The following is a 13,618-nucleotide window of genomic DNA, read 5'->3' as shown; positions in this document are numbered from 1 at the left end:
CTAGCGGTCAGATCCGAAGACATCCGGGTCTGGCCCCAGCCGTTTGCCGCTATCCAATTTCGAAATTGCCGTCAGTTCATCTTTGTGCAGTTTAAAATCAAACACTTCAAAGTTTTCTCTGATACGCGCAGGTGTCACCGATTTCGGAATCACAATCAACCCACTGTCCAGATGCCAACGGATCACTATCTGCGCTGGCGTTTTGCTGTATTTCTGCGCTAACTGACGGATAACTGCCTGATCAAAAACGCCATCGCCACCTTGGGCCAGCGGGCTCCAGGATTCTGTCGCAATATGATGCGTGGCATTCCAGGCATGGATTTGCCGTTGCTGTAGTAAGGGGTGAAGCTCAATCTGATTGACGGCAGGCGCAACGCCAGTTTCATCAATTAACCGCTGTAGATGGGGGATATTAAAGTTACAAACGCCGATACTGCGGATCAATCCTTGCTCTTTCAATGCGATCAGCTCACGCCAGGCGCTGACATAGCGATCTTGCGTTGGATCTGGCCAGTGGATCAGATAGAGATCCACATAATCGAGCTGAAGTTTTTTCAGGCTCTCTTCCAGTGCTTGTTGCGGATTATCCTGGTCGCTATTCCACAGCTTAGTGGTGATAAATAGCTCATCACGGGCGATATGCGTTGATTTCAGCGCCTGACCCACACCCTCTTCATTTTTATAAATAGCGGCTGTATCGATTGATCGATAGCCGACCTCCAGCGCCTTGCTGACAGCAAGTTGAGTTTCTTCAATACTTGCTTGCCAAACGCCAAGGCCGAGTTGTGGCATCAGATTTCCATCGTGCAATTTGATAATGGGTTGCGTCGCCATATATTATCTCCTTAGCATACGTACCCTTCGTATTCACAGTTGCAGGAAAGCCTACAACTGTGATGTCTTGGGGTAGTGATTGGGCTGTATCAGCCAGTTGCCGATTACCTAAGTTTAGTCGTGATGACTCGACTTATTAGCTTGCCTGGAAATAGCTCAAACGCGGACTGTAAAGAACCATATTATTAACCTCTTAACATTCCGCCAAGCTATGACTGTTAGACCGCAGCTTCGTAGATACGTTTGCTATCGGCTAAAGTGATATCACTGTGCTCACCAAGCGCAGTCATACCATGCTCTTCTAGCTTTTTAATGAGATCAGGAATGGTACTGCCATCCAGTTTGTAAGCGGACAAACGAGTGGCAACACCCATGCTTTCAAAGAAATCACGGGTCGCTTGAATGGCAGCATTAATACGTTGTTCTTCACTACCGCCCTGCAGCCCCCAAACACGTTCTGCGTATTGCAGTAGTTTGGCGCGTTTTTGTTGTTTCTTCGCCATCAACAAAGCCGGTAATACCACCGCTAAAGTTTGTGCATGATCCAGCCCGTGACGTGCGGTCAGTTCGTGGCCCAGCATATGTGTCGCCCAATCCTGCGGGACACCCGCGCCAATCAGGCCATTTAATGCCATGGTCGCGCTCCACATAATATTGGCACGTACATGGTAATTTTTAGGGTCGCTTAAAGCTTTAGGGCCGTCTTCAATCAGGGTTAGCAACAAGCCTTCAGCAAATCTGTCTTGCACCTTGGCATCGACCGGGTAAGTCAGATATTGCTCGATAGTGTGAACAAAAGCATCGACCACGCCATTGGCGATCTGACGCGGTGGCAAAGTATAAGTCACCTCTGGGTCCAGCACGGCAAATAGCGGCTGTACATGAGCGGAGAAGAAATGCTGTTTATCACCGGTGCTACGGCGGCTGATAACTGCGCCGTTGTTAGCTTCGGAGCCTGTGGCGGGTAAGGTCAATACTGAACCCATCGGCAGAGCTTGTTTGATATCGCTGCCAGTAGTTTCCAGAATATGCCACGGGTCTTGTGGATAATTGACGGCTGCGGCGATAAATTTAGTGCCATCCAATACAGAGCCACCGCCAACGGCCAGCAGGAAAGTAATGTTCTCTTTCCGGCAAACTTCAACCGCTTTCATCAGGGTTTCATAGGTAGGATTCGGCTCAATGCCACCAAACTCCAGGAAATCAAAGCCTTTCAGTGCTTGGTGAACCTGGTCGAGCACACCATTTTGTTTAATGCTGCCGCCGCCATAGGTAATCAAAATACGTGCATCAGCAGGAATTTCTTTAGTCAGTTGCGCAATTTGGCCAGTACCGAACAGCACTTTAGTTGGGGTATGAAGGGTGAAATTTTGCATGATTTGTCTTCCAGCGTTGGGTAATGAACAATAAGAACTAAAAGATTAGCTTACGGCGCAAGAGTTATTCACCGCCGTATCAGTGTTAGCCATTGTCGGTAACTTGATACCATACCTCAATGCACATTCCTGCCTTGCTCTTGCCTATTTCTCCAAAAGACTGTAGAAAACACGCAAAATACTGCACTATTTATGTCAGATCGTTTTAGATAGCAGAAGCAGGCGAGGGCGCAATGGTTGAGGTTACTGATATCCAGGCACAGATGGCCGGGATGATTGCAGGTTTGGCTCAAGGTAATGGTTTAACCCCCAGTACGGTGCCAAAAGTAAAAATTCTGTACTCCACCGTGCATCAACCGCGCACGCCAGTGATGTATACCCCGAGTGTGGTTATTATTTTTCAGGGCCATAAAGTGGGCTATCTGGGTAGTAAGGTGTTTCAGTACGATCCGACGAACTACCTGATTCTGACAGTTCCGTTGCCGTTTGAATGTGAAACCTTCGCCAGCCCGGAAGTGCCGTTGGCCGGTATTTCCATTCATATAGACAGCCAGATGTTACAAGACTTGATTATAGATATCGGTGATGACGAGCTAGACAAGCCTTTCGGCAATACCTCTGGCGTGAATTCATCGGCACTGACTGAAGAGATGCTATGCGCCACCGAGCGGCTGCTGGATGTGATGTCTAATCCCCGTGATGCCAGGGTGCTTGGCCCACAAATCGTGCGAGAAATTATCTACTACGTGTTATGTGGTCAGTGTGGCGGGGCATTACAGGCATTAGTTAATCGCCACGGTCATTTCAATCAAATTACCAAGACATTGCGGCGGATCGAAAATCAGTTTGCAGATAACTTGAATGTCGAACAATTAGCCGCAGATGTGAATATGAGTGTCTCAGCATTTCATCATAATTTCAAAGCAGTGACTAATACCTCTCCGTTGCAGTACTTGAAATCTTACCGCTTGCACCGCGCGCGCATGATGATATTGCACGATGGACTAAAGGCTAGCACCGCTGCAAATAAGGTGGGATATGAGAGCGCTTCACAGTTTAGCCGTGAGTTTAAACGCTATTTTGGCCTCACGCCGAGTGAGGAAGTTGCCAAACTGCGTACTAACTGAGGTGATACCTACATAAAACGGCGCACTGAGCACCATTTAGCTGTTCGAGCGGAAAAGATTAGTCAGTTACACTTTTACGTTTACACCAGACCAACACCAGCGTGCCAACCAACCCCACCAGTAACAAGACAATCGGCAAAATCATCAATGCTGTCATGACTTGATTTTCATAGTGCTTAACCAGCGGAATATGGCTAAGTGCAAAGCCTAGCCCCACGACACTCCCCACCCATAGCAGCCCACTGAGCCAGTTAAAGAACTGAAAACGTGTACTGTTTAAGCCGGAAATGCCTGCCAGAGTCGGCAATAAAGTCCGTACAAAAGCCAGGAATCGGCCAATAATCAGCGCCGCCAAACCGTGGCGCACAAACAGGTTATGGGCGCGTTGACGATAATGAACCGGCAGCTGCAACAGCCACCTTTTTACCACTTTGGTATCTCCCAACCACAACCCTTGCAAGTAACTCAGCCAACAACCCAGGCTGGCCGCGGCGGTCAGAATTATCATGGTGGGTAAGAACCCCATGACACCTTTGGCAATTAATGCACCCGCCAATAGCAACAAGCTATCACCGGGGAGGAAAGAAGCCGGTAGCAAACCATTTTCTAAAAAGAGGGTGGTAAAGAGTATGCCGTAAATAACCCAAATCACATTCGGGTCGGCAAGTTTACTAAAATCCTGCTGCCATAAGGCATGAAGGATTTCGCGTAATACATCCATTTCTGTTCCTGTTTGCCTATCATGTGAGGATATTGTTGTGAGGTCTTACCTAGTGTATCCGTAATGGTGCTGATCCACATTGATCTTATCCTCAATAACCAAATTTTTGAGGGTATATATACGTGCTGTTGATACTATTTGTGTAAGAGAGGATTAATGCGCAGGTATTGTCACCGCGCATTAACAAACCCTATCACTCAGAAATTTTACTGCGTAGCTTTGATGCGCTCAAACCCAGCGGTTAAATCGTCCTGCAAATCTTGCACATTTTCCAGTCCAATGTGCAGACGGAACAGTGTGCCTTTGATTCCTTCTCCCTCATATTTGCGGATTGCCCGGATATCCTTGGGTTGATAGCCCAGAATCAAGGACTCAAATCCACCCCATGAGAAAGCCATACTGAAATGGGTAAAGTGGTCGAGATAGGACTCTAACTGTTGCTGAGTTAGCTCTTCTTTTAATTCAAAAGAAAACAGGCCATTGCAGCCAGTAAAATCTCGTTGGTAGAATTCATGCCCTTTACAGCTGGGCAGTGCGGGGTGATAAACCGCAGCAACTTCCGGTCGCTTTGCTAGCCAGTTGGCGATTTCAATACTGTTTTTTTCGTGCTGCTTTAAGCGCACACCCAGTGTACGTAGGCCTCGGCTGGCAAGATAAGCGGTATCGGCATCCACCATTTGCCCCATCAGGTATGAGTCTTCCCGCAGTTGCTCCCAACAACGCTCATTGGCAACCGCAATCCCCAGCATGGCATCGGAATGACCAATAATATATTTAGTGCCTGATTGGATCGAGATATCAATATCAAAATCCAAGGCTTTAAACAGCACCCCAGCCGCCCAAGTATTGTCCATCATGATAATCATTTCAGGAGCAACCGCACGGATAGCTTTCACTATGGCGGGGATATCTTGCACTTCCATGGTGATGGAACCCGGTGATTCAAGGAAAACCACTTTGGTTTCCGGTGTGATTAATGAAGCTATCTCCGCGCCCATCATAGGATCAAAATAAGTGGTGGTGATATTCATGCGCGATAAGATTTTATCGCAAAAACTTTGCGCCGGTTCATAGGCCGAGCCGGTCATCAACAGATGATCGCCAGTGGCAACAAATGACAAAATGGCATTGCTGATAGCCGCGGCACCGCAAGGATAAAGCACACAACCCGCGCCGCCTTCGAGTTCGGTCATGGCTTCTTGCAAGGAGAAGTGGGTTAACGTGCCTCTGCGACCATAGAATAACTCACCATTGCCGCGATTAATCGTGGCATGCTTTTTCGCTTTCACCGAGTCGAATACCAGAGAAGATGCGCGCTGAATAACGGTATTGACCGAGCCTTGGGTGAATTTCTTACTCCTACCTGCGCTAACTAAGGTTGTTGCCAGTTTTTCTGTCGTAGGTTTATTTGCAGACATGTCGCGTTGCCACCTTCTTATCAGCGTGTCCATTATTCTATGGTCAGCATTCATTATAGGAATGTATTTATCCCTTACGTTAGCATGATGATTGTTATGTGAGAGCAGCTTTTACCATGAAAAAAAATCAATAGGGCGACTCGCTGTTTTCTGGAGGTTTGCGATGGAAAAATGTTGTGTAAGTGGCGAAATAGGAAATTTATTAAGGTGTTTTCGTGAGGTGATTCCTTAATAAATATGAGCGTGCCTTATGCAGTTAATCCTTTTTCATCTTTACATAGCATGTCATTCAGTCTTTACAGCCAAGATCGCCTATCCGTTTATCATGCTGGGTAGTCCCTGATATCAGGGCAATTCTTATTTTTTCTCAAAAAATAGGCGCAAATACTAATGATAATTACTATCAATCCCCCATTTGTTTGATATGATCGGCAGCTGATTTCGTCCTTAAATTGATCTGTATATTGGGTGGAGGCACAGCGTGAAAACAGCTGGCAAAAAGATTAAAGATAAATCATTCGTGCAAGGCCGAATGATGAAAGGCGCGATGGCATTATTGCTGGTGGCAGGTTTAACCGGTCATGCATTCGCCGCGCCAGGCAACAGCGGTGCAGTTGCTGCATCTGTTACAACACCAACAACGGCAACATCAACGCCGCTACCTGCGCCGGAAATCACCCCAGTCGCGGCAACGCCTGCTAATGCAGACACTGTTGCCCCTGCCACATCTGCGCCAGCGGTTCAGCCACTCACGGCTCCAGCACCACAAGGGCTGGCAATGGACCTCTCGGTCTGGGGCATGTATCAACATGCCGACGTAGTGGTTAAAGGCGTAATGATTGGTCTGGTACTGGCATCCATCGTGACCTGGACCATTTTGTTCTCCAAAGGTACCGAGTTATTCCGTGCACGTCGCCGCTTACAGCAAGAGCATGAGGTTATCGGCGCGGTTACTGACCTTGATACTGCATCCGAGCGGGCAGCGGCTTTTTCTCCTGAGAGTATCAGCGGCCTGTTACTGCGTGAGGCGCAAAATGAGCGTCTATTATCGGCAGAATCGAACGATAACAACGGTATTAAAGAACGTACTGCTTTTCGTCTGGAGCGCCGAGTGGCGGCCATCAGCCGCCAAATGGGCAAAGGCAACGGTTTCCTGGCAACCATCGGAGCTATTTCTCCGTTTGTCGGCTTGTTTGGTACGGTTTGGGGCATCATGAACAGCTTTATCGGTATTGCCCACTCACAAACAACCAATCTGGCAGTTGTTGCTCCAGGTATTGCAGAAGCATTGTTGGCGACAGCGCTCGGCTTGGTGGCCGCAATCCCTGCGGTAGTTATCTATAATATTTTCGCTCGTTTGATTGGGTCTTACCGTGCTCAGGTAGGGGACGTCGCCGCACAGGTATTATTGCTACTGAGCCGTGATCTTGATTTGAGCAGCAGCGCTGAAGCAAAGTCTCCTAAGCAACCTCATCAATTGCGTGCGGGGTGATTTATGTCCATGCGGATGAACGATAACCTTGATGAAAGCGCTGAACTGCACGAAATTAATGTGACGCCTTTCATTGATGTCATGCTGGTATTGCTGATTATCTTTATGGTGGCAGCGCCATTGGCCACAGTTGATATCAAAGTGGATTTACCGGCATCTTCCGCGGTACCACAGCCGCGGCCAGAGAAACCGGTATTTTTGACTGTTAAGGCTGATAACCAGCTTTATGTTGGCGATCAGCAGGTTGACCGTGAGACACTGGCGGCGGCTCTGGATAAAGTGACCCAATCTAATAAAGAAACCACCATCTTCTTCCAGGCGGATAAAGTGGTGGATTATGAAACTCTGATGAGTGTGATGGATGCACTGCGTAAATCGGGTTATCTCAAGGTCGGGTTAGTCGGTATGGAAGCGGGCGGCGCGAAATAATCAAGCTGGCGCGGTGAATGCTACCGCGCCTAATATTGGAGATTATTTTTTGGGAGTATTACGTCCGACCTCACTTGTTGCTGACTTGCTAATGGCTTGTTGTATGTCACGCATCAGCTCATCAGCATTATGGGCTTCATAATAATTATCTTTACCAACACATTGTCTCCAGTTAATATATTCAGGTTCATTTACATCATCATCCGGTGAATATGCAATGGCAATAAATGCCATTTGAATACCACTACTTATAACCCTCTCACACATCCCTTTCTCTACAAGCGTTTTGCTGATAAAAAGCCCTTTATTTGGTAAAAAATTATCTTGATAAGTATCCACACCATCTGAAAGAATAATCATTAGTTTTCTATGGCGATTATTAGCTTCTTTCTTAAATAGATTATTAGCCGATAGTATCCCCGAGCTTATTAGTGTCCACCCATATGGTTCCATTTTTATTATATTATCTATATTATTAATATATTGTTCCTGCTCTAACGAGTATGCGTTGGAAGCTTGCAGGCAAACATTCTTAGTTCTGACATCACTCATAGGTATATCAATGGTTTGTGCGTTTCCGGTAATTGATTCAATTGTCTTATCATAGTCAATAATATCGCCAATATAATCAAGAAGGAGCAAAGCATTGGAACTTTTTTTTATCTCGTCCGAGAGGTAATTCCCTTTGGGCTTATATATCTTTGATGAAAAAGGAAAATGGCAATATGTTTTTTGCTGTTGATTCTCGAAAACTATTCTCTTTGTTCCCCATGAAAAAGGGATGTAACCTATAGCATTAATATTACTATTATTCATAATAATATCATGCAATTTTCTAAATGCCGATCTTAAGGCATTTATTCGTTCGTGATCATTTGGTTCATTGACATCAAAATTGTACAACATTGAGCCTGAATAGTCAGCGACAAAAATCACATCGGTCAGATCACTGGCTTCTATGGCTTTATTTTTTATGGCCACACCATTATCTGTGATATTAATATCGGTAATCGCGTTGGTGAGGGAGGTTTGAGTTAAAAATTTAGCTGGATAAGCCATAGTAACAGCAGCATTGTATTCAAGATAATAAGTATTATCATTTATATTAATTATGGGTACTGAAAATTCTTTAGAAGGTAAATAGGCATTCGCATAAGATAAAACTAATGCATTATTTTTAATTTGTTGGGGCTCATCCGGTATTGCATTATTTTCGATGGTCAGTGCTAATGTTGCTTGCTCAATAGCATCTGAGAGCTTGGCTTTTCTCTGTAAGTAATGTGAAATTTCAAACGTTATAAAAATTAGCGCAATAAAAAAAGGTAAAATAATCATAAAAGAAATTAAAATTGTACCTTGTTCATTTTTTTTAAATAGCGTGAAATGATTTAATTTATGGATGGTATCTGGTTGGATTCGCATAAATAGCCTATATGATATTTTATCTAAATTAAGTATTATCGCTCGATAGTTATAGCTGATGACTTTATTGCCGGAACCGACACATCAGTGCTAAATAGATTGCTATACCAAGGTATCGTCGGCAGGCATAAGGTCACCTGGTAAAGTGGTATCCAGCGACCGGTATTTCCATAGGGTGATAAGTCACTCATATCACGTAACAGTTGAGCTGGTTGGCAATTTCCGATGCTAAACGATACACTTTTCTCATCGTCAATTGTTTTATGCTCAGGTTCCGAAGAGTCGGTATCATTAAAATGCAATGTTTCTATTCTCATTGCAACGTTATTATAAGGGGTGCCTGAGTTTAATAGCATTTGTTCAGTTAGCAATTTTAATTGGTTAACTTGCTCCTGTGTTAATACGTTATCGTTGCTGTATAACTTTACTCGCTCTCGAACGATCCCTGCAATAGAATATGAGATGCGGTCTAATTTACCTACGGTTGAGTTATATGCAGCTACGGATAATAATAATTTTATAAATAGTGCAATAATGGTAACAACAAAAACCAGTTCGATAATGACAGTCCCATTGCTGTTAATAATAAATTTATTATTAATATTCTTGAACAAAAATCACCTCACGTTTTAATAAGGTATTGGCAAAAATAGTGGGGATGGGGAAAAAAACAGCCCTATATGTGTAACTAACAGTATATTTTGCGAGTACCAGGTTGTTATCATCTTGTTGTGCATTGTTAATGATGTCATTAATACTATTACTAAAGGTAACATCAGTAACTATATTACTGTCTGCTATAAATGCCCCAAAAACACCTGTTTGAGTAATGAGTCTTTGACGTAATATTGTATTGTAATCTCTGTTATCAGTTATATTTCTGTTTTTAGCAGTCTTGGTGGCCTCCGAAAAAGCCAGGTCAAGATTAGAAGAGATATAAAGCAGGCGCGTTATTTCGGCACTGGATAGCAGAATGAATATAAACAGGATAAATACTATTAAAAATTCAATAGCTATAGATCCATTATTTGAGCGAAAAAAAGTTATAACATTTCCATTCATTATTTTATCTCTCAGGCAGGCGTCCTTGGCGAAGATTGGTCACTTGGCTCAGGGCTAATATTAACTGATCCGGATTCTCAGCCATCTTTTCGGCTACGATTATTTTCTTTGCGTATTGGGTATCACCTAGCTGAACCAATGAGAATACTAAATTATGTAGCATTAAACTCCCTCTTTTTCCCGCTAAATAGTCGGGTAGTAATATTCTTACGGCATCACTGTAGCGGTCATCAAGCATGGCTGTTACTGCCAGATTGTTCATTGCTATTTCATCTGAAATAAACAAAGACCGTGATTTTTCAATAGCCGCCTCTGCTTTATTTATTTCACCATCATTAGCTAAAATAATACCGTTCAGATTGTGAGCTTCTGCACTATCAGGTGAAATAGCCAATAATTTATTAACTACAATCTTAGCCGCCGCATTATCATTGTTGCTGATAAGATTCTTGATTTGTAACGTGTAAATTGATGCATTTTCTTTATGGGATATTGGACGTAAATAATATAATGAGGATTTAATATCACCAGTAAGATAGTAAGCATTTGCCAATTTTAGCCGGACTGAATCATCTTCTTTTAATTTTAATTTATCTCGATATAAAGTAATTAAACCAGGATAGTTATTAGCTTTGAGTAAAATACTCTCACGATAATAAAATTCTTTGCTGCTTATACTATTATGAGTGGAACAGCCATTTAAAACGACAGTGAAAAGTAAAGCAGTTATAGTGATGCTGATTTTTTTATTCATATGCAAGTAACTCCAAAATGCCAGGTGATACAACTAATACAATAAAAGGAATAAGAATAAATAAGAATAATGGAATGGTTAATTTTGCCGTTAATTTACTTATTTTCTCTTCGGTAACCAATAACTGCATTTCTCTCATGTCTTTTGATAACTTAATTAACTGTTCGTAAATTGTGGCACCAAAGCTGATGCTATATTGGAGTGCGCTGCAGAACATTCTTATTTCTAATTCAGTGGAAGATTGATTAAATTCTTTAATTGCATTCTCCAGGCCATTAATTTCTGCTCTCCTGGTCACTTTAAGCATAATAAAACTTAAGTCGGCGTTGATTAATTCAAATTTTTTGGCTGAGTAACTCAGTGAGTTGTCTATTGTCATTCCAGATTGAACACAGGCAGCTGTTATATCGATAAAGAATGGTAGTGACCTGAGTAAAGACTGAGTTCTTCTGGCGACAATATTTTTCACGATCACCTTGGGGAAATATAATGTCATTATAAGTATAATGGTCACCATGATAAGTATACTTTTTAGATCAATTGAGAATAAATCAAATGCGGCCAATATCGCGGTTATTATCAGAATGGTAACCGCAATTACCAACTTTAAATAAATTATATTATGCAATATAAATGGCAGATTTATGGTGTTAGAAATGTTTTTTTCACTTTCTTTTTCATTATTCTTACTTTTGATTTTATCAATTTCAACGCTATTTATTTTATTGTAGATTGATATATTGTCATTTTTGTTTTTGCTTTTAAAAAAAACTATCAGTCCAAATAGTAAGATACTAATGAATAATAATAATTTCATATCGCTTTTCCTAGCATTTTTCTTATTACGATCATGCCAATAAGTTCACTAGTAATAATGTAGTAATATACTATTTTACCGATAGGGTGATGCCACATTGACTCTATGGTGGTAGGATCAAGAAAATAGAGTAAAAGAGAAAATGCAATAGGCATTATAGATATTATATTTACTGACATCCGTATCTGTGCAGTCATCACCGCTTTTTTTTTGCTCAGTAGCTTTATTTTTATTGACCACTTCAGATAAGCGACTTGTTAGCTCTCTTAACTGCCCACCTTGTTGCAGATTAAGTAAAATAATAGTGATAAGGAAATAGAACTCTGGATATTTAAAACGCTGATAAGAATCATAAAAAACTGACTCAGGGGATTCCCCCACATTCAACCGACGGCAAACCAGGTTAAACTCTATTCCTAATGGGCCACTAATTTCTTGCCCACAGCGCTCTAGTATTTGATTAATACTTGCACCACTACTTGCTGCCATGTTGATCATTAATAGAGATTCAGGGAAATTTTGTTTAAAAAACCGGTGATACCTTTTTCTCGACAGCCTTAATTGAAAACAGATAACACTTACCATAATAAAAAGTAAAGCAATAACATTATTAAAATGGAATAAAAAGTAATTAACTAAATAAATAGATGCTGAATATACTATCGGCATTAATATATGAAGTGTATTCTTTTCTCTAAGAATTTCTGTTAAGTAAGATAACCATTCGTTAAGCGTTTTCTTGAAAAATAAAATTAAAAAATAGCCGCTTTTTAATTTTTCCTTTCTTTTTGTTGAAATGGATTTTTTTATTTTCAACCACTTAAAGTTATTTAATACCAATAAAATTAAGCCTGTTAATAATATTATATAGTAAATCATTTTCCCACCAAAGAAAAAATACTATTTAATTCGTTTGATAAGTTATGGATATCGGCGTTTATCCTTACAGAAGAGCGATTCAGTAAACCATGGTTGATAAACTCCCCTTGAATTTTTCCTTCTGATCCACGTTCTTTAGCGGGTTTAAATGAAAAAATATCTTGTAATATAACATTATCACCTTCCATACCCATTATTTCGCTGATATGGCTTAATTTTCGTGAGCCATCATTCATTCGAGAAACTTGCACAATAAGGTTAATTGCAGAGGCAATATTACGGCGAATGGTTAATATAGGCATATTGACTGGGCCCATCATAATCATACTTTCAAGTCGTGCGACAGCATCTCTGGGGGTATTAGCATGCAGTGTCGACATAGAACCATTATGACCAGTATTCATTGCCTGAAGCATTTCAAAGGTTTCTTCACCTCGACACTCGCCAATAATGATTCGATCAGGGCGCATACGCAGTGAATTGATGACTAAGTCTCGCATGGTTATTTGACCGGTATTTTCCAACCCGGCCAGCCGTGTCTCCATTCGTACTACATGCGGTTGTTCAAGATTGAGTTCTGCTGCATCCTCTAAAGTAATAACCCTCTCATTTTCAGATATATACATTGATAATGCATTGAGTAATGTTGTCTTACCCGAACCTGTTCCTCCAGAAATAATAATATTAACCCGGCAACTGGCTGCAATAATGAGGAAATTAGCCATATCACTACTCATGGCACCCATTTCTACCAAGTCTTCTAATTTTCGTTTGTTGTTACTAAATTTTCGGATAGAAAGTACAGTGCCGTCCAATGCAATAGGGCTTATTGCTACATTGATACGGCTACCGTCAATTAAGCGAGCATCAGCCAGTGGGCGGCCTTCATCAATACGCCGGTTAGCGCGTTGCATCAAACGTTTAGCAATATCCGTCAATTGTGCATTATTAATAAAACGGCGAGAGGTTAAGGTTATCATCCCAAAACGTTCAATAAATATTTTTTCTGGGCCATTGACCATAATATCGCTAATAGAGTCATCCTCCATAAGTTCTCTTAATGGACCAAACCCAGTGATTTCATCTGCAATCATGGTAATTATTTTTTTCTGGTCTTGGGTTGTTAGCTTATAGTCATTATTATTAAATAACTCATCGAGTGTTTGTGAAAGTAATTCGCTGAGTTTACTATAATCATCAACCAGATATTGAACCTGATCTATATCAATACTGGCGAGCATTTTATCTCTAATTATTTCCTGGGTATTCAATGGTACTTTCACTGTT

At 41.7% G+C, this 13,618-nt stretch carries 13 protein-coding genes and 1 pseudogene; 3 read left to right on the top strand and 11 right to left on the bottom strand.

What is annotated here, in order from left to right:
- The gene (gene dkgA / locus FGL26_RS12650; RefSeq protein WP_005174084.1) at positions 1-834 is read right to left on the bottom strand and encodes a 2,5-didehydrogluconate reductase DkgA; all 834 of its coding nucleotides are present in this window, start codon (positions 832-834) and stop codon (positions 1-3) included.
- A 218-nt stretch (positions 835-1,052) separates the two neighbouring features.
- The gene (gene yqhD / locus FGL26_RS12645; RefSeq protein ID WP_005174082.1) at positions 1,053-2,210 is read right to left on the bottom strand and encodes an alcohol dehydrogenase; all 1,158 of its coding nucleotides are present in this window, start codon (positions 2,208-2,210) and stop codon (positions 1,053-1,055) included.
- A gap of 233 nt (positions 2,211-2,443) precedes the next feature.
- Between yqhD and FGL26_RS12640 the strand changes: the two genes are divergently transcribed.
- Positions 2,444-3,337, top strand: a complete 894-nt coding sequence (locus FGL26_RS12640; protein WP_005174073.1) for an AraC family transcriptional regulator — start codon at positions 2,444-2,446, stop codon at positions 3,335-3,337.
- 58 nt (positions 3,338-3,395) lie between these two features.
- Here the strand turns inward: FGL26_RS12640 and FGL26_RS12635 are convergent, their stop codons facing one another.
- The gene (locus FGL26_RS12635) at positions 3,396-4,058 is read right to left on the bottom strand and encodes a DedA family protein (RefSeq protein WP_005174071.1); all 663 of its coding nucleotides are present in this window, start codon (positions 4,056-4,058) and stop codon (positions 3,396-3,398) included.
- 206 nt (positions 4,059-4,264) lie between these two features.
- Entirely contained in the window at positions 4,265-5,476 is a 1,212-nt protein-coding gene (metC, locus tag FGL26_RS12630; RefSeq protein ID WP_005174070.1) for a cystathionine beta-lyase, read from the bottom strand.
- 481 nt (positions 5,477-5,957) lie between these two features.
- Between metC and exbB the strand changes: the two genes are divergently transcribed.
- Both exbB and exbD read left to right on the top strand, forming a co-directional pair.
- Positions 5,958-6,968 (top strand): tol-pal system-associated acyl-CoA thioesterase, encoded by a 1,011-nt coding sequence (gene exbB, locus FGL26_RS12625; protein ID WP_005174068.1) that lies wholly within the window; start codon positions 5,958-5,960, stop codon positions 6,966-6,968.
- Positions 6,969-6,971: 3 nt separating this feature from the next.
- Positions 6,972-7,397 carry a TonB system transport protein ExbD gene (exbD, locus tag FGL26_RS12620; protein WP_005174066.1) on the top strand — a complete coding sequence of 142 codons (426 nt, stop codon included), beginning with the start codon at positions 6,972-6,974 and terminating at the stop codon, positions 7,395-7,397.
- Positions 7,398-7,439: 42 nt separating this feature from the next.
- On the opposite strand, the gene FGL26_RS12615 is transcribed toward exbD, so the two are convergent.
- From FGL26_RS12615 to FGL26_RS12585, 7 genes and pseudogenes are all read right to left on the bottom strand, one after another.
- Entirely contained in the window at positions 7,440-8,819 is a 1,380-nt protein-coding gene (locus FGL26_RS12615; protein WP_005174064.1) for a pilus assembly protein, read from the bottom strand.
- Positions 8,820-8,854: 35 nt separating this feature from the next.
- A complete protein-coding gene (tadF, locus tag FGL26_RS12610; RefSeq protein ID WP_005174060.1) occupies positions 8,855-9,433 on the bottom strand; it encodes a tight adherence pilus pseudopilin TadF in 579 nt (192 codons plus the stop codon).
- Complete coding sequence (locus FGL26_RS12605) at positions 9,417-9,881, bottom strand: TadE/TadG family type IV pilus assembly protein (protein WP_005174059.1); 465 nt, start codon at positions 9,879-9,881, stop codon at positions 9,417-9,419. The genes tadF and FGL26_RS12605 overlap by 17 nt, the downstream gene beginning before the upstream one ends.
- 4 nt (positions 9,882-9,885) lie before the next feature.
- Complete coding sequence (locus FGL26_RS12600; RefSeq protein WP_005174058.1) at positions 9,886-10,635, bottom strand: tetratricopeptide repeat protein; 750 nt, start codon at positions 10,633-10,635, stop codon at positions 9,886-9,888.
- Positions 10,628-11,452 carry a type II secretion system F family protein gene (locus FGL26_RS12595; RefSeq protein WP_005174056.1) on the bottom strand — a complete coding sequence of 275 codons (825 nt, stop codon included), beginning with the start codon at positions 11,450-11,452 and terminating at the stop codon, positions 10,628-10,630. Before FGL26_RS12595 ends, FGL26_RS12600 begins: the two co-directional genes overlap by 8 nt.
- Positions 11,449-12,331: pseudogene (locus tag FGL26_RS12590) on the bottom strand (type II secretion system F family protein). The gene FGL26_RS12595 and the pseudogene FGL26_RS12590 overlap by 4 nt, the downstream one beginning before the upstream one ends.
- Complete coding sequence (locus FGL26_RS12585; RefSeq protein ID WP_005174047.1) at positions 12,328-13,614, bottom strand: TadA family conjugal transfer-associated ATPase; 1,287 nt, start codon at positions 13,612-13,614, stop codon at positions 12,328-12,330. The pseudogene FGL26_RS12590 and the gene FGL26_RS12585 overlap by 4 nt, the downstream one beginning before the upstream one ends.
- Positions 13,615-13,618: the final 4 nt, after the last annotated feature.

It is taken from the genome of Yersinia enterocolitica subsp. enterocolitica (assembly GCF_901472495.1).
Lineage (GTDB): Bacteria > Pseudomonadota > Gammaproteobacteria > Enterobacterales > Enterobacteriaceae > Yersinia > Yersinia enterocolitica.
The sequence above is the reverse complement of the archived record's forward strand: the minus strand, read 5'-3'. Positions and strand labels throughout refer to the sequence as shown.